Source organism: Microbacterium galbum (assembly GCF_032464915.1).
Classification (GTDB): Bacteria; Actinomycetota; Actinomycetes; order Actinomycetales; family Microbacteriaceae; genus Microbacterium; species Microbacterium galbum.
In genome coordinates this window covers 1736695-1761092 of record NZ_JAWDIS010000001.1, presented here as the reverse complement: position 1 = coordinate 1761092, position 24398 = coordinate 1736695, and the positions used below count along the sequence as shown (strand labels likewise).

Here is a 24398-nt window from a genome sequence, read left to right as displayed (position 1 = left end):
CCGGCATCCACCCCACCGAGAACACCCCACGAAAGGAGCGGCCATGACCCTGCTGACCGTCTGGAAAGAGACCGACCCGAGCACACCCGTCCTCGAGACCACCGACGAGGCCGAGATCCGCGACGCCCTCGCCGGACTCGGCGCCCGCTTCTCGCGCTGGGAGGTCAAGGACGTCGGCCCCGGCGCCTCGCAGGACGAGGTGCTCGCCCTGTACGCCGACGAGATCGGAGAGGTCAAGGAGCGCGAGGGGTACACCCTCGTCGACGTCGTCGCCCTCGACCCCGCGCAGGCCGACTACGACGACCTCAAGACGCCGTTCCGTGAGAAGTTCCTTTCGGAGCACGCGCACGACGACGACGAGGACCGCTACTTCGCCAAGGGGGCGGGCGTGTTCTACCTGCACGCGAACGAGAAGGTGCACGCGGTGTACTGCGAGGCGGGCGACCTCATCTCGGTGCCGGCGAACACCACGCACTGGTTCGACATGGGCACCTCCCCCCACTACGTCAGCGTGCGCTTCTTCCACGACGACGACGGTTGGGTCGGCCACTTCACCGGCAGCCCGATCGCCGAGTCGTTCGCGACGTTCGATCAGCTCGCGGAGCGCCGCGCGCAGCTGGCCTGACGCCGCCGGAACGCCCGTCCTCGCCGGCATCCGGGATGCCGCGGGGCGGGCGTTCCGCGTGTCACCGCGGTGAGCGACGCGCCAGGCCCGTCCGCCGCGTGCACCGCGGTGATGCGCACACCCTCAGCCGCTTCCCTCTCGAGACGGCTGAGTTCGTGCGGATCGCTGAGATCGTGAGCGTGGGCCTGTGCCGGTCACCCCCGCCGCAGCGCCACCGCGGCCCACGCGATGGGCGGGAGCGTGACGTGCAGGATGCCGTCCGTCAGGCGCGTCTCGAGCGTCCGGGGCTGTACGCGCTCGGGGTCGTCGAGGGTGTTGCTCGCGTACGGGTCGTCGTCGTGCAGCACGTGCGCCTCGACGATCTCGACGTCTCCGAGACCTGCCACGTCGATCCGGAGCTCGACCGCGTCGCCGCGCCCGCGGTGGACGAGGAAGAGGGCGCTCTCCCCGGTCTCCGAGTCGTGGGTGGCCACGGCATCCACCGCGGGCACGGTGCCGTACCTCGCGGTGTCGATCGTCGACGCCTCGACCTGCGGGCGGAGCACCTCTCCCCGCGCGAGCCGCGACGTGATCGCGAAGGGGAAGAACGTCGTCTGCCGCCAGGACGCGCCGCCGGGCTCCGTCATGATCGGCGCGATGACGTTGACGAGCTGGGCCAGGGAGGCGGATGCCACGCGGTCGGCGTGCGCGAGCAACGAGATCATGAGACTGCCGAAGACCACCGCATCCAGGGCCGAGTAGACGTCCTCGAGCAGGCGCGGGGCGACGGGCCAGTCGTCGATCGCGGTCGGCTTCACGGACTCGACGCGGTCCATGTACCAGATGTTCCATTCGTCGAAGGAGATGTCGATCTTCTTCGCGCTGCCCCGCACGGCGCCGACGTGGTCGGCGGTGGCGACGACGGCGTCGATGAAGCGGTCCATGTCGACCGCCGAGGCGAGGAAGGAGTCGATGTCGCCGTCGTGCTCCTGGTAGTACGCGTGGCACGAGATCATGTCGACGTCGTCGTAGGTGTGGGTCAGCACCTCGCGTTCCCAGTCTCCGAACGTCGGCATCTGGGCGCCCGACGATCCGCACACGACGAGTTCGATCGACGGGTCGAGCTGTCGCATGCCCTTCGCGGTCCGGGCTGCGATCTTGCCGTAGTCGTCGGCGGAGCGGTGGCCGAGCTGCCACGGGCCGTCCATCTCGTTGCCCAGGCACCACACGCGCACGTCGAACGGGGACTCGCGGCCGTTGTCGATGCGCTGCTGCGACAGAGCCGTGCCGCCGGGGAGGTTGGCGTACTCGAGCAGGTCGATCGCCTCGAGCGTGCCCCGCGTGCCGAGGTTGACGGCGAGCATGAGCTCGCTGCCGGCCTTGTCGAGCCAGTCGGCGAACTCGTGCAAGCCGACCTCGTTCGTCTCGGTCGAATGCCACGCGAGGTCGAGGCGGCGTGGGCGCCGGTCTCGCGGTCCGACGCTGTCCTCCCAGCGGAAGCCCGAGACGAAGTTGCCGCCGGGGTAGCGGATCATCGTCACCCCGAGCTCGCGCACGAGCTCCAGGACGTCCCGACGGAAGCCCTGCTCGTCGGCCTCGGGGTGGCCGGGCTCGTGGATGCCGTCGTAGACGTGGCGGCCGAGGTGCTCGACGAACCCCCCGAACAGCCGGCGGCGCACGGGGCCGATTGGGAGACGGGGGTCGACGGTGAGTCGGGCAGCGGTCATCGGTGCTCCTCGCGTTCGGCCTCCGACGCTACCCGCCCGCGTCGCGGCCGCCCAGGGTTTTCGAAACCACCCCACGGCCGGCGACGCGGCGGGCGCACGCCCCGGTCGCGCCCTCGCGCCCCGCACCGGCGCGAGACCACGCGACCTGGGCGAACACGCGCGCCACGACCCGTGACCTCGGCGAGATCCCGTGACCTCGACCACCGGGCAGGGGCCGCCCAGGGCGCAGCGAGAGCGCGCCTCAGATCACCTCGGCGCTCCAGGGGTCGACGCGGCCGAAGCGGAACGCGCCGATCGACACGGCCTGCTCGCGCAGGAACGGCAGCAGTTCCAGGCGACCCGCCGTCGTCACCTCGTCGGCGTAGAGGGTGAGCGACACGTCGGCGCCGACCGTCTCGGCGACCGCCGCGCGCACCGCCTCGACCGTCGCCGCGGGACCCACCAGGCGCACACGCCCCGGCCGCGGAGCGACGATCGGCGTCTCGGCGCCGGTCTCGGCATCCGGGATGCCACCCGCCAGGCGCTGCAGCCACTCCTGGTCGCTCTCGACCGACACCGCGATCTCGCTCTCGCCGAGCAGGTGCCGCACGGCCGCGGGGAGCCCCACCGGCGTGCTGAGCGAGAACGTCGAGCCCGATCGCACCGCCGCCACGAGCACGCGCAGCACCGCCTGCCACGACGCGTCGGCCGTCGCCCGCACGGCCACGTCGGCCGGACGGTAGCGGCGGAGATTGCGTTCGACGCCGAGCCGCGAGACATCGCGCACGCGGCCGTACTCGCGATCCCACGCCACGGCGTCCGACAGCGCTCCGCGGCGGAGCCAGTCGAACGCCTCGTACGACAGGGTCGGCTGCGCGGCCTCGATGAGCGCGGTGATGCGACTGTCGAGTCCGCGCAGGTGCAGCGTCGACGACGACGCCCCGCCGGTCGAGGGCCGCCACGAGCCGAGCGTCACGAGCCGGTTCGGCCCGCCCGACATCGCACCGTCGCCGACCGCGGCCTCGCCCCACCCGCCGATCGGCTCGCGCTGCACCACCGCGCCCGTCGAGGCGCGGTTCACCCGCAGCACGGCGGCTTCCACGGTGTCGAGCCAGAGGTCGAGGTCGGCCGCGTCGCGCGTGTGCAGCCCCGCGACGAAACCCGAGCCGATCGCGTTCTGCAGCTCGATCGCCCGCGTCACGGTGGGGGCGTGCAGGATGCCGAGCACCGGAGCCGCCACCGCAGCCCGGGTCAGGTGCGACCCGGCGGTGACCCCCGTGCGCACGCCCGGCGACCAGAACCGCCCGGCCGTCTCGGGACCGAGGTCGAGTTCCCGCGGCTCGACGAGCCACCGTTCGCCGTCGCCGAGCACGGTCAGGGCACGCCGCACCTCGCCTGTCGGCTCCTCGACCAGGGGCCCGACATCGGACAGCGGGTCGTCGGCCGGTCCCACGCGCAGCGAGGACACGGCATCCTTCAGCTGGTCCGTGAACCGCGCGGAGCGCGCGGCCGCACCGACGAGGATGACGAGCGACACCGCGGTGGCCGCCTGCCCCGCCCGCGCGAAGGCGCCGGTCACGATGTCGGCCACGGCCTCGTCGAGGTCGGCGGAGGGCGCGACGATCACGGCGTTGCGACCGGCGGTGAGCGCCTGCATCGCCAGCGCGGGACGCCAGGCGGCGAAGCGCTCGGCCGTGGTCCGGGCACCGGAGAGCAGCACGCGGTCGACACCCGGGTGGGCGATCAGCGCCCGGCCCGAGGCGTCTTCGTTCAGGTCGACGTAGGCGAGCACGTCGCGCGGCACCCCCGCCGCCCACAGCGCGTCGGCGACGACCGCCCCCGCGCGGCGCGCCCGCGGCGAGGGCGTGAGCAGGACGCCCGACCCCGCGGCCAGGGCGGCGAGCGTCTCGCCCGCGCACAGTCCCACCGAGGCGTTCCACCGGGGCGCGACGACGGTGAGGCGATCGGGGACGAACACGGCCCCCGGCACCCGGTCGAGCTCCTTCGCCGTCGAGGCGTAGTACGCGGCGGCGTCGACCGCCTGACTCACCTCGGCGTCGGCTTCGGCGAGAAGCGCGCCACCCTCCGACGCGAGCACCTCGATCAGCTCGGCGCGGCGAGCGGCGAGCGTCCGCGACGCCGCCTGCAGGACGGCCGAGCGATCGGCGGCGGCCAACGCGCCCCACGCGTGGCCACCGGTGCGCACGCGCGTCACGGCCTCGTCGAGGCCGCTCTCGTCGTCGATGCGCCCCGCGGCGGCCGTCGCATCTCCCGCGGTCGAGCCGCCGACGCGGTCGAGCACGGCGAGGGCCCAGGAGCGGTCAGCGGCGACCGTCGGGTCGGTGTCGGCGCTGTTGCGGAAGCCTGCGGCTCCCCCGGCGAGCTCCGCGCTCTCTCGTGCCGAGAACACCGCGGTGTCGACGAACGCCTGCCCGCCGAACAGCATCTGCTGCACGTCGGGGCCCAGGGCGGAGGTGTCCTCGGATGCCGCGGCCTCGCGCGCGATGCCGAGCACGGCCTGCGTGAGACCCGGCTCGTCGGCGTCGGCATCGGCGGGGTCGCGCAGGATCGCCGGCTCCGGCGCGACGTCGCGCAGCGGCAGGCGGCCCGCGGGCGGCGGTGCGTCGGCTCCGGCGAGCGCGCGGCGCGCGCGGGCGGCGACCGCGGCGGTCTCCGGTGTCGCGGCGTCGGGCTCGTCCTCGTCGCCCGACGCCTCGCCGGAGGCGCTGGTCGGCCCAGCCGGCGGGAGCCCCGCAGTGGTCGCGACCATCGCGGCGGCGGCAGCGGCGAGCGGTGCGGCGACCGCGTCGAGGTCGTCGGGGTGCACGACCGCCACCGCCCGGACGCAGGCGGCGTCGGGGATCCACGGCGTGGCCCGCGGCAGCACGAGTGCGACCTCGGCACCGGCGTCATCGCCGAGCGCGAGGGCGATGGCGGCGCGCTCCGGGTCGGCCGTGGCGACCTCGACCCGCAGGCCGTCGCGGGCGCGCGTGCTCAGCGCTTCGCGGAGGACGCGCACCAGGGCGGCGTCGACGTCGTCGCGCGCGGTGACCGCGGGCGCCTGCCATCCGTGGCGGGCGGAGGTCGCGGCATCCGGGGTCTCGATCGGGGCGTCGTCGAGACGCACCGTGAGGCGCTCGCCGGCATCGTGCGTGCGCTGCCGTGCCCACGCCGCGAGCTCCCGCGCGGCCTCGACCGTCTCGGAGACGGCCACGGGGAGGGCGATGCCCGCGCGCATGCCGGTCAGACGCGGTTCCTCGAGCACGCGGGTGAGCACGGCGACGGTCACGTCGAGCTCGGCGCGGTCGCGGACGACGAGGGTGAGGTGCGTGCCGGCGGCGAGCGCGTCGAGGAACAGGGGCAGGACGCGCTCGGCCGCGTGCTCGACCTCGGCGTCGAAAGCCCATGCCGACCGGCCCGCCACCACGTCGGCGAGCGGGAGCGAGACGCGTTCGACGTCGTCGCGGGAGACGAGCGACCGGATGCCGTCGAGCCGACGTCGCGCGGCGGTGTCACCGAGGACGGCGGGTCCGACCAGGCGGAGATCGGGGGTCTCCCCCTCAGTGGCGAGCGCGGCGAGGTCGGCGGCGAGACGCTCGGGACGCGCGTCCACGACGAGGGAGCCGACGAGATCGCGCAGGGCGCGCTTGGCGAGGGGCACGGCGGGCGTGGGCATCACCGGGGCGACCGCGCCGCCGAGCTGGAGCGCCCCGCGCACGAACCACGGGAGCGAGGAGGGCACGACCTCGGCCAGGCGGTGCAGGGCCGCGGCCGACGCGGTGAGACTCTCGGGCCGGAGCACGCCGTCGACGGCTGCGGCGGTGAAGTCCGCGGCCTCCGCGTCGGTGGCGAGGTCGCCGCCACGGGCGGGGGCGACGGGCCGCGGCGAGAACGCGGCGATCCGCGCTGCGGCACGCTCGGCGACGTCGGAGGAGAGCGCAGGACCGGTGGCGCGAGGGTCGTTCGTGCTCATGAGCGCCAGCCTAGGCATCGCGCGCTTGGCATCCCGGCGGCCCGCCGCGCAAGCGGCGGATCCGACGCGCACCACTCGGATGACGACCCGCGCACGACCGGCCGCAATGCGATGACACCGTGACGGGCACCGGATCGTCTCCTTCGCTACTGTCGGTGCAGCCCCCACATCGACGGAGATCCGCATGGCCCAGACTTTCACCGACCTTCCCCTCGAGCTGCTCCGCGAGTACCGTCCCGCGCTCACCGCGCCCGACGACCTCGACGCGTTCTGGGACGAGACGCTCGCCGAGGCCCGGGCGGCCGCTCGCCCCCTCCGGCTGGCCGAGGTCGCGTCGCCCGTCCGGGCCCTCCGCGTGCAGGACCTCACCTTCACCGGCTTCGGCGGAGACGAGATCCGCGGCTGGGTCGTGCGCCCGCACGGCGACGAGGAGCTGCCCGCGGTCGTCGAGTTCATCGGCTACGGCGGCGGACGCGGCCTCCCCGGCGAGAAGACCGCCTGGGCGACGGCGGGTTACGTCCACGTCATCATGGACACCCGGGGCCAGGGGTCGACGTGGAGCGTCGGCGACACCCCCGACCCGCACGGATCGGCCGCCGCCTTCCCGGGCGTGATGACCCGCGGCATCCTCGACCCCCGCGATTACTACTACCGCCGGCTGTACACCGACGCCGTGCGGCTGGTCGACGAGGTCTCACGGATGGAGGGCGTCGACGCCTCGCGCATCGCCGTGACCGGCGGGAGCCAGGGCGGCGGACTCTCGATCGCCGCCGCGGCGCTGTCGGGAGGGGCGGTGGCCGCGCTCCTGCCCGACGTGCCGTTCCTCGCGGACTTCCCGTCGGCGATCGTGCGCACCCCCCTCGCGCCCTTCACCGAGATCACGCGGTTCCTGTCCGTCCACCGGGATGCCGAGGACGCGGTGCTGCGCACCCTCTCCTACGTCGACGGAGCGATCCTCGCCCGCCGCATCACCGCTCCCGCGCTGTTCTCGGTCGCGCTGATGGACGACGTCGTGCTGCCCTCGGGCGTTTTCGCGTCGTTCCACGCGCTGGCATCCACGGATACCGCGATCGAGGTCTACCGCTACAACGGGCACGAGGGCGGCGGCTATCGCCACTTCATGAAGCAGGTGGCCTGGCTCGACGCGCGCTTCGGCCGCTGAGCCGCTCGGCGGCGGCTGCGGGGTCGGCGCTCAGCTCCAGACGCTCGGCGCCGGGCGCTTCGTCGACGGCAGCGACGAACCCGCGGCCCAGTCGTGCACCCACGACTCGATGTCGGGCAGCCCCTCCGGCCGACCGACGGCGGCGAAGAGCTCGTCGTGCGGGACGGTCCCGCCGGTGCGGCGCAGGATGCGTGCCCGGATGACCGCGCGGGCGTAGATCTCGCCCTTCACCAGCGCGCGGTGCTCGAGGTACACGGCGCGGTCGTCGTGCCCGATCAGGCGCGTCTCGAGCTCAAAGCGCTGCCAGAGCTCCAGCGATCGGCGGAAGGTGATGGTCTCAGCCGCCACCACGGCGTACCAGCCCTGCGTCGTCATCGCCGACATCAGTCCGGCGCGGGTCAGCAGGTCCCAGCGCCCGAGGTCGAACAGCGACAGATACCGCCCGTTGTTCAGGTGGCGCAGCAGATCGATGTCGGTCGGCAGCACGCGGATGCGCAGGCGCGCCACCGTGTTCGGGTCGATAGGCCCCTCGCGGCGCAGAAGACGGCGGGCACGGACGAGCACGAGAAGCGTGCGCCAGAGGACGTTCACGAGGGGCGAGCGTAGCGAGTCGACGACGGATCGGCGATTGCGTTGTCACATATCCACAGGATGACCGGTCGATCCCTGCGGCGTCGGCTCCTCGGCATCCGGCCTGCGCGGCGGATAGACCCACGTGACGAGCACCACCGAGACGATCATGAGCAGGAACCACGACGACAGCTTCGACGCGTCGACCGGATGCCACCCGCCCACCTGCGAGGGGTAGAGCCAGGCTCCCGCGTAGGTGGCGATGTTCTCGGCGAGCCAGATGAACAGCGCCACGCCCGCGAACGCCAAGAGCAGCGGCATGCGGAACGTCCCCCGGAAGAAGCGGAAGTGCATGGTCGTGCGGCCCCACAGCACGACGACGGCCAGGACGAGCCCCCAGCGCAGGTCGACGATCCAGTGGTGCGAGAAGAAGTTGACGTAGACGAGCGCCGCGACCACGGCGGTGAGCCACCGTCGCGGGTACCGCGAGAAGCGCAGGTCGAACAGCCGGTACACGCGGACCATGTAGCTGCCCACCGCGGCGTACATGAACCCGCTGTACAGGGGCACCCCGCCGAGGCGCAGCACGCCATCGGCGGCGTACATCCACGAGCCGACGTCGGTCTTGAACAGCTCCATCACGGTACCGACGACGTGGAAGAGCACGACGACCCGCAGCTCGCGCAGGGTCTCGAGGCGACCGGCGACCATGGCGACCTGGATCAGCACCGCGGCGATCGTGAGGGCGTCGTTGCGGGCGAGCGCGGCGCCGTCGGGGTACCAGAGCTTCGCCGCGAGGACGACCACCAGGAAGGCCGCCCCGAACACGCAGGCCCACGCCTGCTTGAGCACGAAGACGGCGAACTCCACGGCCCGCGCCCGCGCCCCCGAGGTGGGCGCGCCGGCGAGCAGACGGTTCGCGACCGCGTCGATGCGGGCCTCGACGGGGGTGAACGAGCGACGATCCGGCACCCGCGCATCGTGGCACACCGCGCCGGACAGACGCCTCTCTTACCCCATCGCCTCGCGCGCCCACCCCGATTTCACCTCCGCCGTGCCCGCGCGTAGAGTCGCGCCATGACTGCGGAAACCCGAACCGACATCGTCGTCCGTCCGGTGCGCGATGTGGATGCCGAGGCCCTGGGCCGCGTGCACGCCACCTGCTGGCACGAGACCTACGACCACCTCATCAGCAAGGCGGCCCTCGAGGCCGTCTCCCCGCGTCGCATGGCCGAGCTCTGGACCCACTGGGCCGCCCAGGGCGACGGATACCGCATGCACGCCGCCCTCGTGAACGGCGAGATCGTCGGCTTCGTCGGCTCGGGTCCGGCGCGCGATGACGACGCCCCGCGCGAGCGCGAGCTGTACTTCATCTACCTGCTCGACGCCTACCACGGCACGGGCATCGGCCAGCAGCTCTTCGACGCCGCCGTCGAGGAGGGCGAGGGCCTGTACCTCTGGGTCGCCGAGGACAACCCCCGCGCGCACCGCTTCTACACGCGCAACGGCTTCGCTCTCGACGGCGCCTCGCACACCGAGCCCTTCCTCGGCGAGGAGCTCACCGAGGTGCGCTTCGTCCGCTGATCGTGCTGCAGATCTGGGCCCTCGACGGCATCCGTGAGATCACCCCCGGCGACGACCTCGTCGGGGTGATCCTGGATGCCGTCGACGGACCCTTGCGCGACGGCGACATCGTCGTCGTCACGAGCAAGATCGTGTCGAAGGCGGAGGGGCGCATCATCGAGGCCGCCGACCGCGAAGACGCGATCACGCGCGAGACCGTGCGCCTCGTGGCCTCCCGCACCTCCCCCACCGGACACGTGACGCGCATCGTCGAGAACCCCCTCGGCATCGTCTCGGCCGCCGCCGGCGTCGACGCGAGCAACACCCCCGAGGGCACCGTGCTGCTGCTGCCCGTCGACCCCGACGCCTCGGCGCGGGCCCTCGCCACCGGGCTGCGCACGGCGACGGGCGCGCACGTGGGCGTGATCATCACCGACACGCTCGGCCGCGCCTGGCGCGAGGGCCAGACCGATCACGCGATCGGGGCCGGTGGCATCCACGTCTTCGAAGACCTCCGCGGAACGGTGGATGCCGAAGGCCGCCCCCTCGTGGTGACCCTGCCGTGCGTGGCCGACGAGATCGCCGCCGCCACCGATCTGGTCAAGGGAAAGGCCGCGCGCCGGCCCGTCGCGATCGTGCGCGGGCGCGCCGACCTCGTCGGAGACCTCGACCTTCCCGGTGCGCGCTCGATCGTGCGCGACCCGGTGCGCGACATGTTCCGCCAGGGCGCCGACGAGGCCTACGCCGAGGGCTTCGCGGCGGGCCGCGCGGCGGGGGCGTAGCGGGGCGCCGAGTCGCTCGAACCACGCCGTCGGCGATGGTGAGGCGACGTCAGCGCACCCCGCGGGCGGCGAGCGCCTCGCCGAGCTGGTCGGCGTGCCGGAGCGACAGCACGACGAAGGGGAGGATGCCCGCGCGCAGCGACGGCCGGATGCCGCGGGCGCGCTGGGCCTCGCGCACCTCGGCGGCCAGCCGCGCGAGGACCGGGACCGTCGTGATCGTGACCGCGAGCAGGAGCGCCGCGCGGTCGGCATCCATCCCGATCCTGCGGAGCGGGCGGAGGCCGCGCTCGAGGGCGTCGAGCATGTCGTCCACGCGGGTGGTCAGCGGCAGCAGGGCCGCGATGAGCAGCGCCGCCGCGACGCGCGCCGTGTTCGCCAACGCGGGTTCGGGGCCGAGGAAGACGAGCTGGCCGGTCGCGGTGATCGCCAGGATCCAGCGCAGGCCTCGGAGCTGCCGCCCCAGCTCGAGCACTCCGAGGCCGGACACGGCATAGGCGAGGACCACGGCTCCGCCGCAGACGGCGGCGGTCCACGCCGCGCTCGGCAGCGACGCCAGCCCGAGCGCGACGATCGCGAGCAGGAGCATCGTGGGGCCCGCGGGCAACCGGTGCAGGATGCCGCCGCCGGGCCGGTAGAGGCTCAGCACCTCAGCGCCCGTTCGTAGGCGTCCACCACGTCGAATGCCGCGCCCGCGGCGCTCACGGACCCCTCCGCGAACAGCACGGCGGCATCGCACCGTCGCGCGAGGGCCAGGTCATGGGTCGCGAGGATCAGGGCGTGCCCGGTGTCGGCCAGGAGGTGGCCGGCGACGCGGCGCGCGTTGCGGGCGTCGAGGAACGCCGTGGGCTCGTCGGCGACGACGAGGTCGGGCTCGCGGATGAACGCGCCGCACAGCGCCAGCAGCTGCTTCTGCCCGCCGGACAGGTCGTGCGCGGGCCGATCGGCGACGTCGGCGAGCGCGAATCGCGCCAGGGCGCGGGCCACCCGCTCCGCGCGCTCCGCCTTCGACAGGCGTTCGGTGCGCAGCGAGAACCCGACGTCGTCCGCGACGACCGGCATCACGATCTGGGCGTCGGGGTTGCTGAGGACCAGGGCGACGCGGCGGCGCAACTCGGCGGCATCCCGATCGGGATCGAGGCCCCGCACGGTCAGCTCTCCCGCCGAGCGCGGGAGGAGGCCCGCCACGAGCCGCGCGAACGTGGACTTGCCCGAACCGTTGTCGCCGACGACGGCGATGGTGCGGGCGGTGAGGTCGAGCGTGACGTCGCGCAGCACCTCGCGACCGCCGAGGCGGGCCGACAGCCCGTCGCAGCGGATCGTGCTCACGCCGTGGTTCCGACCGCGACCGGCGCAGGGGCCGCCTCGCGCCAGTCCCGACGGAAGCCGCGGGGGTAGGCGCGTACGAGGGCGGTCACCACCACCGTCGCCAGCGCCGCCTTGAGCAGATCCCCGGGCACGAAGACGAGGCTGGAGAGGGCGGTCTCTCCGAGCGGAAGTCGGGTGACGAGGCTCTGGACGGGGATGCCGAGGGCGTAGATCGCTCCGACGCCGCCGGCGAGCATCGCCAGGGCGGTGCGCCAGACGACCGGGCGGCGACCTCCCGCGTGGACGAGGAGGCCGATGACGATCGCGCCGAGGATCCACCCGAGCGCGTATCCGGCGGTGGGGCCGAAGAAGACGCCGATCCCGCCTCGCCCCCCGGCGAGCAGCGGGAGACCGACCGCGACCAGGGCGAGCAGCACCGTCACCGACAGCGCGCCGAGCCAGGGGCCGAGCACGGCACCGGCGAGCATGACGCCGAGCGTCTGAGCGGTGATCGGCACGCCGCCGAAGACCGGAAAGCTCCCGGGGAGCCCGAGCGCGGCGATGAGGGCGGCGAAGACGGCGACGCGGGCGAGGTCGGTGGCGTCGAGGGTGCGAGTCATGGGGAGCCTTCCTGAACAGTGTTCACCTGAACGGCGTTCACTATACTCATCCCCATGGCACCTCGAGGACACTCCGCCGACGACGTCGCCCGCACAGCCCTGCGCATCCTCGACGACCACGGCCTTCCCGACCTGACGATGCGTCGCCTCGCGACGGCGCTCGAGGTGCAGCCGAGCGCCCTGTACTGGCACTTCCCCAACAAGCAGTCACTCCTCGCAGAGCTCTCGGATCGGATCGTCGGGCGGATGGCATCCGGCCCGGCCGTCGATCTCGTCCGCGAGGCGCACGCCCTTCGCGACGCCCTGCTCGCCTATCGCGACGGCGCCGAGGTGGTCTCGAGCACGCTCGCCATGGGCTTGGGGTCGTCCGTCGCGGTCGAGCGCCTGTCGTCGGCCGTCGTCGACGCCGGATTCGACGCCGGCACCGCTCGTCGGGTCGCGACGACCGTGCTGCACTACGTGCTCGGATTCGTCTGGCACGAACAGCAGCGCCTGCAGTACGACAGCGCGGGCGCGCGTCCCGATCTCGCCGCGGCATCCGGTCTCGCTGACGCGGGTCTCGATCGCACCGCCGCGCGTTCCGGCAGCGCCGCCGCGGATTCCGGCATCGCCGCTGCGGGCTCCGCCGGCGCACCGGCGGGCCTGGCCGGCGATGACTTCGCGTTCGGCCTGGAGCTCATCGTCGCCGGCCTCCGCGCGCGCGTCTGAGGGCACGCCGGGCCGGGGCCCGGGGCCTCCTCACGGGTCGCGGGCTGCCGCCGAGACCGCGTGGTCGCGCCAAGACCGCATGCGTTCGTTGCCGATCCCGTGCGGTCTCGGCGACCGGGTGCTGTCTCGGCGACCGGGTGCGGTCTCGGCGACAGGGGCGCGGGGGGCGCGGCGTCAGCGCTGCTTCACCTCGCCGAACAGGCGGGCGATCGGCACGAGCACCGCGGGGCGCGCGGCGATCCACGCCGCCGCCATCACGACGAGGGATGCCGCGAAGATCAGCAGTCCGGTCGGGTCGCCGGTGAACGCCTCGGGGTCCACCGACCCGCGGGCGGCGTACATGTGGTTCAGGTTGCGCAGGGCGCCGGTCGCGAGCACGAGGGCGACGTGCACCACGATGAAGGCCACGAAGAAGAGCATCGTCGGGAAGTGGACCTTCCGCGCCCACTCGGCCGGGTACAGCCGGTCGAGCTTGTCGGCATCCTTCGGCCAGACGCCCGACAGGCGCACGCCGCTGACGATCGCGAGGGGCGCGGCGACGAAGGTGACGGCGAAGTACGACAGCTGCTGGAGGCTGTTGTAGTTCACCCATCCGTTCTCGGTGGGCCAGTCGAGCGAGGCGTACTGGAGCGCGGCCGAGAGGGCGTTCGGGAACACCTCCCACGAGGTCGGCACGATCCGCATCCACTGCCCGGTGACGAACAGCAGCACGACGAACACCACGCCGTTCGCGATCCACAGGATGTCGAGCGCCTGATGGAACCAGAGGGCGAGGCTGATGCGCCGCTTCCGGTTGTTCCGCGGGGACCAGAAGGCGGAGGGTCTCTTCTCGCGACGCACCTGCCAGCCGGTGCGGATGATCAGCAGCAGGAAGAAGCTGTTGAGGAAATGCGACCAGTTGAGCCACGCGGGCAGACCGACGGGCGCGGATGCGGGGAGGGGGTACTCGCCGGGGAACGCCGCGAGGAACTCCCGCCCGGGCCCGAGCGCGAGCACGAAACGCGCGAGCAGCACCACGATGCCGACGAGGGCGAGGGCGAAGACGCCGAGCACGGCGGCCGAGCCGAGGAGCTGCACGGGCGAGTAGTCGCGGAGAGCGGCCGGGGACGACCACGCCGAGGCCGGCCGGGCCGCGCCACCGGCGGGGACGGATGCCGCGCGGACGGCCGTTCCGGGAACGGCGTCGCGTCCCGCGGCCGCTCGGCGCGCGGCGGCTCCGGGCCAGACGGTGCGGCGAACGGTGAGCGGAGGGCGCGGGGCCGCGGGCGCGGAGGGCGCGGAGGCCATGAGGGGTGCGGGAGTCGCGCGCGCCCCGGGCTCGGCCGTCTCCGCGGACACGACGCCGGGCTCGGACGACTGCCGCGACGTCGGCCCCGCGGACGCCCCCGATCCGATCCCGTCGCTCCGGCCCGATTCCGGCGTCGGCTGCGTGCCCACCGCGACGGATGCCGGCGGCCAGGGCTCGCCGCCCGGCGTGCGCGGGAGCCCACGGCGCACGCCTCCGGTCGCGGCATCCGTCACCGGAGGCGTGACGGCCGGGCCGGAGTCGCTGGTACCGCCCGAGGGCTCGACGGCATCGGAGGCGAGCACCGGATCCGCGGGGGAGGGCGTCTCCGCTGCGATCCCGCTGCGCCGAGCGGATCCCGTGGAGGGCGTTCCCGGCGAGGCGGATGCCGGCGGCCACGGCCCGCCGCGCGGCTCGCGGGGGAGACCGCGGCGCACCGTCGGCACCGCAGCGCCCCCCACCTCGAGCGAGCCGGGCTCGGGGCGCGCATCCTCCGTCCGCGCCTGTGACGTCGTTGCACCGCCCGCATCTCGCGGCCCGGGGTCTGCGAGCTCCGCACCGCTTCGCAGGGTCGCGGCAGAGCCCGCGTCTTGCTCCGCAGCCACCGCGGCATCCGCGCCGTCTCGCACGGACGCGCCGGAACCCGCGGGCGGCCAGGGCTCCCCACCGGGGACGCGCGGCAGCCCGCGTCGCGGAGTGCGGGGTGTGGACGCCATCTACTTCTTGTGGGCCTCTAGCGCGCTGATGAGTTGCGGGACGACGGTGAACAGGTCTCCGACGATACCGAAGTCGGCGATGTCGAAGATGGGAGCGTCGGGGTTCTTGTCGACCGCTACGATCACGCCGGCCGTCTGCATCCCCGCCCGGTGCTGGATCGCCCCCGAGATGCCCAGGGCCACGTACAGCCGCGGCGAGACCGACACCCCAGTCTGTCCCACTTGCGTGCTCGCGGGGGCGTACCCCGCGTCGACGGCCGCGCGCGAGGCACCGACGGCCGCGCCGAGCACGTCGGCGAGGTGCTCGACGAGCGCGAAGTCCTCCTTCGAGCCCAGCCCTCGGCCACCGGCGACGACCGCGCCCGCTCCGCGCAGCTCGGGCCGCGTCGAGGGGGCCACGGTCTCCGAGAAGTCCTCGACCCGGGCGGACGGAGCCCCGGATGCCGTCACCTGCAGGCCGCGCACGGCGAGCGGCTGCGCCTCGAGGCGCGCGTCCACCGCCCCGGGGCGCAGGGTCGCGACGAGGGGACCGAAGGTCGGCGCCCCGTCGACCGTGAACGCACCGCCGAAGGCCGCGTGGTGGGCGACGACGCCGAGGTCGTCGCCCCCGACCCCGACGACGTCGGTCGCGAGCGGCAGGCGCAATCGCACCGCGAGGCGGGCCGCGGCATCGCGCGACTCGATCGCGTTCGAGGCGAGCACGAGGTCGGGGCTCTCGGCGGCCACCGCCGCGGCGAGCGCATCGACGACGGGGCCGGTGAGCACCGCGGGATCGACCTCGGCGGTGAGGACGCGCACCGCGCCGAACCCCGCGGCCTGCTCCGCCGCGCGATCGAGCACGTCGGCGGGAGCCGCGAGGACGGCGACCGGCTCCCCCGCTTCCACGGCGGCGGCCAGCAGCCCGGCCGACGAGGCGGCGAGTGCGCCCGAGGGCAGCACCTCGAGCAGGACCAGCGCGACGCTCATCACGCCACCCCCTCGGCCACGAGGAAGGCGGCGAGCTTCTCGCCCGCATCGCCCTCGTCGACGATCTTCGTACCGGCGGCGCGCGGGGGCCTCTCGGTGACCGACAGCATGATGTAGCGCGCCTGTGCGGGGTCGTCGGCCTCGACGCCGAGCTCGGCGAGATCCCACGTCTCGAAGGGCTTCTTCTTGGCGGCCATGATGCCCTTGAAGGTCGTGAAGCGCCCCTCCGGAAGCGCCTCGGTGATCGACACCACGGCGGGGAGGGATGCCGACACCCGCATCGTCCCGGCATCGCTCACGCGGTCGCCCGACACGGAGTCGTCGGCGACCTCGAGGCTCGACAACGCCGTGAGCTGCGGCACGCCGAGCATCTCGGCGACCATGGCGGGGACGACTCCTCCCCCGCCGTCGGTGGAGAGATTGCCCGCGATCACGAGGTCGAAGCCCGTGCGGCGGGTCGCCGCGGCGAGCACGTCGGCGGTCAGCAGCAGATCGGCGCCGCGCAGAGCGTCGTCGACGACGTGAACGGCTGAGGTCGCCCCCATCGCCAGGGCCTTGCGCACGGTCGCCGTGGCCGAGGCGGGGGCCATCGTGACGACGATGACCTCGGTGCCGGGGTGCGCGTCGGCGTGCGCGAGCGCCGCCTCGACCGCGCGCTCGTCGATCTCGTCGAGCACCGGGGCCGACGAGGAACGGTCGGTCAGACCCGTCTCCAGGTCGAGACGACGGTCGCCCCACGTGTCGGGGACTTCTTTGATGAGCACCACGATCTTCATCGACGCGGCTCCTTCGTTCGGGGGACGGATGCCGCGACGTCGCGGCGACGGGATGACTGCTTCACGGACGGGCCCGGGAGTCGCCGACCCGCCGACCGGACCGAGCCCGCGGAGGGTTCGACGGGCTCAGCCACCGCCTTTCCGCGGCCGAGCAGCGAAGCGGCCCCTCCCCGGCGAGGCGGAGGTCCCTGAGCCCGCCGAAGGGACCGGGTCGCGCAGAGGCGTCGACCGGGCTCGGAAGGCTCAGCCACCGCCGTCCCCGCGGAGAGCGGGCCGCCGCGCCGCCCGAGCGGTACCGTGACAGGCGAGGAGGATCCATGACGCGACGACTGCCGGTCGACCCGATCGCCGAGGCCAAGCGCCAGTGGCTCGCGCACGGGTGGGACGACGCGGCCGACGGCATGACGGTCGTGACCTCGGTGATCCGGGCGCACCAGTTGCTCATGGCATCCATCGACCGGGCGTTGAAGCCCTTCGATCTGTCGTTCTCGCGCTTCGAGATGCTGCGGCTGCTCGCCTTCACCCGCGAGGGACGGATGCCGATGGCGAGCGCGATCGCCCGCCTGCAGGTGCATCCGACGAGCGTGACCAACACCGTCGAGCGCTTGGCCCGCGACGGGTACGTCACGCGTGAGCCGCACCCCACCGACGGGCGCGCCGCACTGCTCGCGCTGACCGACGCCGGGCGACGACGGGTCGATGAGGCGACGACCGCGCTCAACGACGTGTTCGCCGACCTCGGCCTCGACGACGACGATGCGACGGCTCTCGTGCGCATCATCGCGCGCTTCCGCAAGGGAGCCGGTGACTTCGCCGACCCCGCCCCGGTGCCCGACCCGCTCTGAGCACCGACGGGTGACGCGTCGCACGCCCCCGGCCGCCGGTCGCGCGCGGGCGCGCCGATACGCGAGGCGACGTAATCGCCTGCGTGGGCCGGGCTGACGGGGCTCATCTGTGCGTGAACGACGGCGACCGCTTCTCGCGGAACGCCGCCATCCCCTCCTTCTGGTCGGCGGTGTCGAAGAGCGCGGCGAACGCCTGCCGCTCGAAGCGCACGCCCTCGGCGAGCGTGGACTCCAGAGCGACATCGAGCGCCGCCTTGGCGGCGTAGAGCGCCGGCAGGGGCTTCTCGGCGATGGTGCGGGCGGTGCTCTCGGCGTCGTCGAGCAGCTCGGCGGCCGGCACCACACGGGACACGAGGCCCGCGCGCTCCGCCTCGGCGGCGTCGATCATGCGCCCCGTGAGCACCAGCTCGGCGGCCTTGTAGTACCCGAGCGCGCGGACCAGCCGCTGCGTCCCGCCCATTCCGGGGATGACACCCAACTGCACCTCGGGCTGGCCGAACTTCGCGCGATCGGATGCCAGGATCACGTCGCACATGAGGGCGAGCTCGCATCCGCCGCCCAGCGCGTAGCCCGACACCGCGGCGATGACCGGCGTGCGCACCGCGGCGAACCGCGTCCAGGCCCCGAAGTGGTCGGTGAGCATCATGTCGAGTCCCGACTTCTGCTCCATCTCCTTGATGTCGGCTCCGGCCGCGAACGCCTTCTCGCTGCCCGTGACGACGATCGCGCCCACGCCCTCGTCGGCGTCGAACGCCTCCGCCGCCGCGACGACGTCTCGCATGGTCTGCGTGTTCAAGGCGTTGAGAGCCTCGGGTCGGTCGAGGGTGATCCACCCGACGCGGCCCCGCTGCTCGACGCGGATCGTCTCGTACTCGGCATCCTGGTCCGTCATGTCACTCCCGTCGTGTCACCGCGGTCGGCCCCGCTCCTGGCATGCTCGCACGCGCCCCCGACATCCGCCGAGGGGGTTCCGCCGCCGGCCCGTCGACGTCGTGCCGGGGCCGCGAGGCTGTCGAGTCCGGCGCGCGTTTCGCGCTGCGGGGCGTGGCACGTACGCTCCGACGCGCGGATTCCGCCCCGAATCGGGCCGGCCCCGTCAGCGCCCGCGCCACGCCCACCGAATCGCCCCGCACGAGCCCCAGCCTCTCAGGCGGTGTCACGCCGCGAGGACGCTGCGACCGACGATGAGGCGCATGATCTCGTTCGTCCCCTCGAGGATCTGGTGCACGCGCAGGTCGCGCACCACCTTCTCGATGCCGTAGTCCTGCAGGTAGCCGTAGCCGCCGTGCAGCTGCAGGGCCTCGTTGGCGACACGGAAGCCCACATCGGTCGCGAAACGCTTGGCCATCGCGCAGCGGGTCGCGGCGTCGGGCGCCTTGGCATCCAGGGCCCGGGCGGCGTCGCGCACGAGCAGACGCGCGGCGTCGAGCTCGGTCGCCATGTCGGCCACGGCGAAGATCACGGACTGCTTCTCGCTGAGGGCCTCGCCGAAGGTGAACCGCTCGTGCACATAGGCGACCGCCCGGTCCAGCGCCCACCGCGCACCCCCGAGGGAGCACGTGGCGATGTTGAGCCGCCCGCCGTTGAGCGCGTTCATCGCGATCGAGAACCCGCGCCCCTCGCCGCCGAGCAGGTTCTCCGCCGGTACGCGCACCTCGTCGAGGATCACCGGGCGGGTGGGTTGGGCGTTCCAGCCCATCTTCTTCTCGTTCGGCCCGAACGACAGGCCCGCGGCGTCGGCGGGGACGAGGAACGCGCTGATGCCGCGGGCCCCCGGCTCGCCGGTGCGCGCCATGACGACGTAGACGGATGCCTCTCCGGCGCCCGAGATGAACTGCTTCACGCCCGTCAGCACGTACGTGTCACCGTGGCGGATCGCGGAGGTGGCGATCGCCGCGGCATCCGATCCCGCGCCCGGTTCGGTGAGGCAGTAGGCGCCGAGGTCGTCCATGGCCACGAGCGAGGGCAACCACCGCTCGCGCTGGGCCGCGGTGCCGTAGGTGTCGATCATCCACGCGACCATGTTGTGGATCGTGATGTACGCCGTCACCGTGGGGTCGCCGTAGGCGAGCTCCTCGAAGATCGCCACCGCATCCGCTCGTGACAGCCCGGCGCCGCCGACGTCGTCGTTGACGTAGACGCCGCCGAGACCCAGCTCCCCCGCGCGGCGGAGCACGTCGCGGGGGAAATGCTTCTCGGCATCCCACTCGAGGGTGTGGGGGGCGAACTCGGTCGCGGCGAAATCGCGCACGGCATCGAGGATCGCGGCGCGCTCATCCGCCGACAGGGTGCTGACCGGTGAGGCGTCGAGCACGGGAGCAGGGGTGGTGTCCATGCGGCTCTCCTTCGTGAGGCGACGGCGTCGTCGCCTGCTCACATTACCTGGACGTCCTAGTAAATGGTAGAGGGGTCGATTACCCTGTGGACACCCCGAACAGCGCGCCGACGGCGTACGTCGCCGCGAGCGCGAGCGCCCCGCCGATGACGGTGCGCAGCACCGCCCGCCCCCGCCGGGCCCCGCCGATGTACGCCGCGATGTAGCCGGTGATCGCGAGCGCGATGAGCACCGCGACGAAGGTCAGCGGCACCCGGATCTCGACGGGCGCGAACAGGATCGTCGCCAGCGGCAGCAGCGCGCCGATCGTGAACGCCACCGCCGAGGCGAGAGCCGCCGCCCACGGACTCACGACGTCGTCGGCGTCGATGTTGAGCTCGACCGCCAGATGCGCCTTGAGAGCATCGGATGCCGTGAGCTCGGTCGCCACGCGCGTCGCCGTGTCGCGCGAGAGGCCCTGCGCCTCGTACATGCCCACCAGTTCGGCGAGCTCGGCCTCGGGGTCGTCGGCCAGTTCGCGCTTCTCCTTCTGGATGAGCGCGTGCTCGCTGTCGCGCTGGCTCGACACCGAGACATACTCGCCCAGCGCCATGGAGATCGCGCCACCGACGAGGGCCGCGAGACCGGCGATCAGCACGGGACCGGTGTCGCTCGTCGCTCCCGCGACGCCGACGACGACCGCGGCGGTCGAGACGATGCCGTCGTTGGCGCCGAGGACTCCGGCCCTCAGCCAGTTGAGGCGCTGCGAGAGTCCCTGACGGTGCGGTTCATCGGCGTGCGCGCCGTTCGCGGTGGTCATGGGCGAGAGGATATCCCCGCCGTCGACACCCGGACGCCCTTGCGTCGACGTCGACGAGCCGTGCGGGTCCGCCGTTCTCCCGTCGTTCACTCGGGCGACACCGCCCGCGGGCAGACTCGCCGCCATCGCCGCCCCGCGGCGTCCTCGCGCCGTTCTCGACGCGCGAGCTCCCCCCTGCATCCGAGGACACAGCCATGCCTTCGCCCCTCCTCCGCCGCGCGGTCGCGTTCAGCGCGACCACCGCCGCGGTCTGCGCTCTCGCTCTGTCGAGCGCCACCGCGGCATCCGCCGCTCTCGTCTCCGATCCCGTGCGTGACGTCGCCGCCGACGGCGCGGTGTCGCTGCGTCCGCTCGGCACGTACGAGACCGGGGTGTTCGACCAGTCGGCCGCCGAGATCGTGCACGCGTACAAGAACCGCCTCTTCGTCGTGAACGCCCAGGCCGGGGCCGTCGATGTGCTCGACAACGGAAACCCCGCCGCACCGACGAAGCTGTACTCGATCGCCGGCACCGGGATCGCGAACTCCCTCGCCGTCCGCGCCGACGGCCTGGGCGTCATCGCCCTGGAAAGCACCGACAAGACCGCGCCCGGACGTCTGGTCTTCTTCGACGCGGATGCCGCCGCGCCCACGATCCTCGGAGAGGTGACGGTCGGCGCTCTGCCCGACATGGTCGCGATCAGCGACGACGGCTCCTTCGCGGTCGTCGCGAACGAGGGCGAGCCGGCCGATGACTTCACGACCGACCCCGAGGGTTCCGTCGGCGTCGTCGCGCTGCCGAGCACCAAGACCGCCCCGACCCAGGATGCCGTGCGCACGGCCGGGTTCGGAGCCTTCGAGCAGGGCGGCTCGAAGTCCCTCGACCCCGCCGTCCGGGTCTTCGGCCCCGATGTCGCCGCCCCCGACCAGGGCTCCACGCCGCTCGCCGCCAACCGCGTGAGCCGCAACCTCGAGCCCGAGTACGTCGCGATCGCCGGCTCCACGGCGTACGTCGCGCTGCAGGAGGCCAACGCCGTCGCGGTCGTCGACCTGGCGACGGCGGAGGTCACCGGCATCCGGTCCCTGGGCTTCAAGGACTACGGCGTCGAGACGCTCGACGCGAGCGACCGCGACCCGAAGGATGCCCCGACCTTCAACGAGAAGAGCTACCCCGGCCTGTTCGGCATGTACATGCCCGACGGCATCCAGGCCTACCAGTCCGGCGGCGAGACCTACCTCGTCACCGCCAACGAGGGTGACGGTCGCGAGTGGGGCGACTTCACCGACACCGCCCGCGTGAAGGATCTCGGCTCCGACGGTCTCGCGCCCGTGTGCGCCGACAGCCCGCTCGCGGGCTCGCTCGGCGACGCCGCCCTCGGTCGCCTCAACGTCGCGACCGACATGGGCCTGAACGCCGAGGGCACCTGCTACTCCGCGCTCTACACCTTCGGCGGGCGCGGGTTCTCGGTGTGGAACACCGCGGGCGAGCAGGTCTTCGACTCGGGCTCCGACTTCGAGCGCATCACGCACGATGCGAATCCCGATTTCTTCAACTCGAACCACTCGGAGTCGAACCTGGAGGGTCGCAGCGACGACAAGGGCCCCGAGCCCGAGAACCTCGCGATCGGCGAGGTCGACGGGCGCACCTACGCCTTCATCGGCCTCGAGCGTGTCGGTGGCGTGATGACCTACGACATCACCGACCCGAAGAACGCCACCTACGCCGGGTACGTCAACAACCGCGACTTCTCGGTCTCGGTCGAAGACCGGCTGACCGGCGATGAGACCGCCGACCGCGAGCTGCTGGCGAAGGCCGGCGACCTCGGTCCCGAGGGCGTGGAGTTCATCTCCGCCGCCGACTCTCCGACGGGCCGCCCGCTCGTGGCCGTGGGCAACGAGGTCTCGGGCACCACCACCGTGTTCGCGGTGGAGAACCCGAACGTGAAGGACATCGACATCCTCACGATCAACGACTTCCACGGCCGCCTCGAGGCAGGCTCGCAGGGCGAGGCCGGCGCCGCCGTCATCGCCGGCGCCGTGAAGGCGAAGGAGGCCGCCAACCCGAACACGCTGTTCGTCTCGGCGGGCGACAACATCGGCGCCTCCACCTTCACCTCGCTCATCCAGGACGACTCCCCCACGATCGACACGCTGAAGGCCTCGGGGCTGGACGTCTCGGCCGTGGGCAACCACGAGTTCGACCGCGGCTTCGCCGACCTGACCGACCGCGTGCTCCCCGAGTACGGCGGCGGGGAGTTCGGCCTGGGCGCGAACGTCTACAAGAAGGGCACGAAAGAGCCCGTACTCGACGAGTACGCCGTCAAGGACGTCGACGGCGTGCGCGTCGCCTTCATCGGCACCGTGACCCCCGACACCGCGACCATGGTCGACCCGGCCGGCATCGCCGACCTGGACTTCGGCGACCAGCTCGAGGCGGCGAACCGCGTGGCCGACGAGATCACGGCGGGCGACCTCGCTGACGTCATCGTGCTGCTGACGCACTCGGGGGCTGCGACGTCGAACGACTGCGCCGCCATCGCCGCCGACCAGGCCGGTTTCGGCGCCCTCGCGGTCAACGCCTCTCCGGAGATCGACGCCGTCGTCTCCGCGCACACGCACCAGACCTACGCGTGCGACCTGCCGGTGGCCGGCACCGACCGGACACGCCCCGTCATCCAGGCCTCGGAGTACGGCAAGGCCATGGGGCAGCTGTCGCTGAGCTGGGACACGCGCACCGACTCCCTGGCATCCATCTCGGGGACGATCTTCCCGCTCGCGGGCGCGGCGGCTCCGGATGCCGACATCGCGGCCAAGGTCGCCGCGTACGTTGCGCAGGCCGACGTCATCGGCGCGAAGCCGGTCGGCGAGATCAGCGGTGACATCCTGCGCGGCGGAACCCCCTCGGGAGCGGACCGCGGCGTCGAGTCGTCGATGGGCAACTGGGTGGCCGACGTGTACCTCTGGGCGACGTCGAAGAACCCCGCGTATGCCGGCGCGAAGGCCCAGATCGCGCTGATGAACCCGGGCGGCCTCCGCGCCGACCTGCTCAAGGGCGACGACGGGGTGGTGACCTACAAGGAGGCCGCCCTCGTGCAGCCCTTCGCCAACACGCTCGTGACGGTGACGCTGACGGGTGAGCAGCTCCGCGGCATCCTGAACGAGCAGTGGAAGGCCACGGGAGACCGGCCGAAACTGCACCTGGGCGTGTCCGACGGGTTCACGTACACATACACGCAGGACCCGTCGAACCCGCGGGTGGGCGCGGTCGTCTCGATGGCCTACCAGGGCCGCGCGATCGCCGACACCGACACCTTCACGGTCGTGACGAACTCGTTCCTCGCCAACGGTGGCGACGGCTTCCCGACCTTCGCCGCGGGCACCGACCGCACCGACACCGGGCAGATCGACCTCGACGCGACGCTGTCGTACTTCGAGGCGATCCCCGTGGTCGATCCGGCGCCGCTCGGGCGTGCGGTCCTCGCGACGGATGCCACTCCGCAGCCGGGTCAGCCCGGCACCGAGCCGACGCCGGTTCCCGCCCCGGACCAGCCCGGCCGGCCCGCGGGAGAGCGCCCCGGCAGCGGCCTCGCCAACACGGGTGTCGAGGCGCCGTGGGGCCTCGCCCTGGCGGGCGGGTTCCTCGTGGTCGCGGGCGGGCTCGCGTTCGCCCTGCGCAAGCGCCGCACGGTCTGACGCCGGACGCCG

The 24398-nt window shown here is 73.1% G+C and carries 20 protein-coding genes; 7 read left to right on the top strand and 13 right to left on the bottom strand.

Annotated features, from left to right (window positions below; translation table 11 throughout):
• Positions 1-43 precede the first annotated feature (43 nt).
• Positions 44-625, top strand: a complete 582-nt coding sequence (locus RWH45_RS08290) for a 1,2-dihydroxy-3-keto-5-methylthiopentene dioxygenase (protein ID WP_315994399.1) — start codon at positions 44-46, stop codon at positions 623-625.
• Positions 626-819: 194 nt separating this feature from the next.
• Here the strand turns inward: RWH45_RS08290 and arfA are convergent, their stop codons facing one another.
• Both arfA and RWH45_RS08280 read right to left on the bottom strand, forming a co-directional pair.
• A complete protein-coding gene (gene arfA, locus RWH45_RS08285; protein WP_315994398.1) occupies positions 820-2331 on the bottom strand; it encodes an arabinosylfuranosidase ArfA in 1512 nt (503 codons plus the stop codon).
• Between the two features lie 241 nt (positions 2332-2572).
• Positions 2573-6283, bottom strand: coding sequence for an aldehyde dehydrogenase family protein (locus RWH45_RS08280; protein ID WP_315994397.1), 3711 nt, complete (start codon positions 6281-6283; stop codon positions 2573-2575).
• A gap of 184 nt (positions 6284-6467) precedes the next feature.
• Here RWH45_RS08280 and RWH45_RS08275 point away from each other — a divergent pair, with 184 nt between their 5' ends.
• Complete coding sequence (locus RWH45_RS08275; protein ID WP_315994396.1) at positions 6468-7445, top strand: acetylxylan esterase; 978 nt, start codon at positions 6468-6470, stop codon at positions 7443-7445.
• A 30-nt stretch (positions 7446-7475) separates the two neighbouring features.
• On the opposite strand, the gene RWH45_RS08270 is transcribed toward RWH45_RS08275, so the two are convergent.
• Positions 7476-8036, bottom strand: a complete 561-nt coding sequence (locus RWH45_RS08270) for an acyl-CoA thioesterase (RefSeq protein WP_315994395.1) — start codon at positions 8034-8036, stop codon at positions 7476-7478.
• Positions 8037-8081: 45 nt separating this feature from the next.
• Entirely contained in the window at positions 8082-8987 is a 906-nt protein-coding gene (locus RWH45_RS08265; protein ID WP_315994394.1) for a DUF817 domain-containing protein, read from the bottom strand.
• Positions 8988-9092: 105 nt separating this feature from the next.
• Between RWH45_RS08265 and RWH45_RS08260 the strand changes: the two genes are divergently transcribed.
• Together RWH45_RS08260 and cofE are read left to right on the top strand one after the other, a co-directional pair.
• Complete coding sequence (locus RWH45_RS08260) at positions 9093-9599, top strand: GNAT family N-acetyltransferase (RefSeq protein ID WP_315994393.1); 507 nt, start codon at positions 9093-9095, stop codon at positions 9597-9599.
• A 2-nt stretch (positions 9600-9601) separates the two neighbouring features.
• Positions 9602-10360 carry a coenzyme F420-0:L-glutamate ligase gene (gene cofE, locus RWH45_RS08255; RefSeq protein ID WP_315994392.1) on the top strand — a complete coding sequence of 253 codons (759 nt, stop codon included), beginning with the start codon at positions 9602-9604 and terminating at the stop codon, positions 10358-10360.
• 49 nt (positions 10361-10409) lie between these two features.
• Here cofE and RWH45_RS08250 read toward each other — a convergent pair whose 3' ends face one another.
• Genes RWH45_RS08250 through RWH45_RS08240 form a run of 3 tightly spaced genes read right to left on the bottom strand, consistent with a single transcriptional unit; the run spans position 10410 to position 12285 of the window.
• Positions 10410-11006 carry an energy-coupling factor transporter transmembrane component T family protein gene (locus RWH45_RS08250; RefSeq protein ID WP_315994391.1) on the bottom strand — a complete coding sequence of 199 codons (597 nt, stop codon included), beginning with the start codon at positions 11004-11006 and terminating at the stop codon, positions 10410-10412.
• Positions 11000-11686, bottom strand: a complete 687-nt coding sequence (locus tag RWH45_RS08245; RefSeq protein ID WP_315994390.1) for an energy-coupling factor ABC transporter ATP-binding protein — start codon at positions 11684-11686, stop codon at positions 11000-11002. The genes RWH45_RS08250 and RWH45_RS08245 overlap by 7 nt, the downstream gene beginning before the upstream one ends.
• Positions 11683-12285 (bottom strand): biotin transporter BioY, encoded by a 603-nt coding sequence (locus RWH45_RS08240; RefSeq protein ID WP_315994389.1) that lies wholly within the window; start codon positions 12283-12285, stop codon positions 11683-11685. Before RWH45_RS08240 ends, RWH45_RS08245 begins: the two co-directional genes overlap by 4 nt.
• 54 nt (positions 12286-12339) lie before the next feature.
• Between RWH45_RS08240 and RWH45_RS08235 the strand changes: the two genes are divergently transcribed.
• Complete coding sequence (locus RWH45_RS08235) at positions 12340-12993, top strand: TetR/AcrR family transcriptional regulator C-terminal domain-containing protein (protein WP_315994388.1); 654 nt, start codon at positions 12340-12342, stop codon at positions 12991-12993.
• A 174-nt stretch (positions 12994-13167) separates the two neighbouring features.
• Here RWH45_RS08235 and RWH45_RS08230 read toward each other — a convergent pair whose 3' ends face one another.
• From RWH45_RS08230 to RWH45_RS08220, 3 genes are all read right to left on the bottom strand, one after another.
• Positions 13168-14715, bottom strand: coding sequence for a cytochrome b/b6 domain-containing protein (locus RWH45_RS08230; protein ID WP_315994387.1), 1548 nt, complete (start codon positions 14713-14715; stop codon positions 13168-13170).
• A gap of 279 nt (positions 14716-14994) precedes the next feature.
• On the bottom strand, positions 14995-15960 hold the full coding sequence (locus tag RWH45_RS08225; protein ID WP_315994386.1) for an electron transfer flavoprotein subunit alpha/FixB family protein: 966 nt from the start codon (positions 15958-15960) through the stop codon (positions 14995-14997).
• The gene (locus tag RWH45_RS08220) at positions 15960-16736 is read right to left on the bottom strand and encodes an electron transfer flavoprotein subunit beta/FixA family protein (protein WP_315994385.1); all 777 of its coding nucleotides are present in this window, start codon (positions 16734-16736) and stop codon (positions 15960-15962) included. The genes RWH45_RS08225 and RWH45_RS08220 overlap by 1 nt, the downstream gene beginning before the upstream one ends.
• 317 nt (positions 16737-17053) lie before the next feature.
• Between RWH45_RS08220 and RWH45_RS08215 the strand changes: the two genes are divergently transcribed.
• The gene (locus RWH45_RS08215) at positions 17054-17581 is read left to right on the top strand and encodes a MarR family winged helix-turn-helix transcriptional regulator (protein WP_315994384.1); all 528 of its coding nucleotides are present in this window, start codon (positions 17054-17056) and stop codon (positions 17579-17581) included.
• Between the two features lie 103 nt (positions 17582-17684).
• Here the strand turns inward: RWH45_RS08215 and RWH45_RS08210 are convergent, their stop codons facing one another.
• The 3 genes from RWH45_RS08210 to RWH45_RS08200 all read right to left on the bottom strand — a co-directional run bounded on the left by RWH45_RS08210 (position 17685) and on the right by RWH45_RS08200 (position 20715).
• Positions 17685-18473: an enoyl-CoA hydratase-related protein gene (locus tag RWH45_RS08210; protein ID WP_315994383.1), complete on the bottom strand. Its 789-nt coding sequence runs from the start codon at positions 18471-18473 to the stop codon at positions 17685-17687.
• A gap of 264 nt (positions 18474-18737) precedes the next feature.
• A complete protein-coding gene (locus RWH45_RS08205) occupies positions 18738-19916 on the bottom strand; it encodes an acyl-CoA dehydrogenase family protein (protein ID WP_315994382.1) in 1179 nt (392 codons plus the stop codon).
• Between the two features lie 79 nt (positions 19917-19995).
• Positions 19996-20715 (bottom strand): VIT1/CCC1 transporter family protein, encoded by a 720-nt coding sequence (locus RWH45_RS08200; protein ID WP_315994381.1) that lies wholly within the window; start codon positions 20713-20715, stop codon positions 19996-19998.
• Between the two features lie 194 nt (positions 20716-20909).
• Here RWH45_RS08200 and RWH45_RS08195 point away from each other — a divergent pair, with 194 nt between their 5' ends.
• Entirely contained in the window at positions 20910-24386 is a 3477-nt protein-coding gene (locus RWH45_RS08195) for a choice-of-anchor I family protein (RefSeq protein WP_315994380.1), read from the top strand.
• Positions 24387-24398: the final 12 nt, after the last annotated feature.

Coding starts and splice junctions, on each gene's coding strand:
- arfA (WP_315994398.1), bottom strand. CDS start 2,331: ATGACCGCTGCCCGACTCACCGTCGACCCCCGTCTCCCAATCGGCCCC.
- RWH45_RS08275 (WP_315994396.1), top strand. CDS start 6,468: ATGGCCCAGACTTTCACCGACCTTCCCCTCGAGCTGCTCCGCGAGTAC.
- RWH45_RS08200 (WP_315994381.1), bottom strand. CDS start 20,715: ATGACCACCGCGAACGGCGCGCACGCCGATGAACCGCACCGTCAGGGA.
- RWH45_RS08195 (WP_315994380.1), top strand. CDS start 20,910: ATGCCTTCGCCCCTCCTCCGCCGCGCGGTCGCGTTCAGCGCGACCACC.
- RWH45_RS08280 (WP_315994397.1), bottom strand. CDS start 6,283: ATGAGCACGAACGACCCTCGCGCCACCGGTCCTGCGCTCTCCTCCGAC.
- RWH45_RS08260 (WP_315994393.1), top strand. CDS start 9,093: ATGACTGCGGAAACCCGAACCGACATCGTCGTCCGTCCGGTGCGCGAT.
- RWH45_RS08225 (WP_315994386.1), bottom strand. CDS start 15,960: ATGAGCGTCGCGCTGGTCCTGCTCGAGGTGCTGCCCTCGGGCGCACTC.
- RWH45_RS08210 (WP_315994383.1), bottom strand. CDS start 18,473: ATGACGGACCAGGATGCCGAGTACGAGACGATCCGCGTCGAGCAGCGG.
- RWH45_RS08205 (WP_315994382.1), bottom strand. CDS start 19,916: ATGGACACCACCCCTGCTCCCGTGCTCGACGCCTCACCGGTCAGCACC.
- RWH45_RS08235 (WP_315994388.1), top strand. CDS start 12,340: ATGGCACCTCGAGGACACTCCGCCGACGACGTCGCCCGCACAGCCCTG.
- RWH45_RS08215 (WP_315994384.1), top strand. CDS start 17,054: ATGACGCGACGACTGCCGGTCGACCCGATCGCCGAGGCCAAGCGCCAG.
- RWH45_RS08240 (WP_315994389.1), bottom strand. CDS start 12,285: ATGACTCGCACCCTCGACGCCACCGACCTCGCCCGCGTCGCCGTCTTC.
- RWH45_RS08220 (WP_315994385.1), bottom strand. CDS start 16,736: ATGAAGATCGTGGTGCTCATCAAAGAAGTCCCCGACACGTGGGGCGAC.
- RWH45_RS08290 (WP_315994399.1), top strand. CDS start 44: ATGACCCTGCTGACCGTCTGGAAAGAGACCGACCCGAGCACACCCGTC.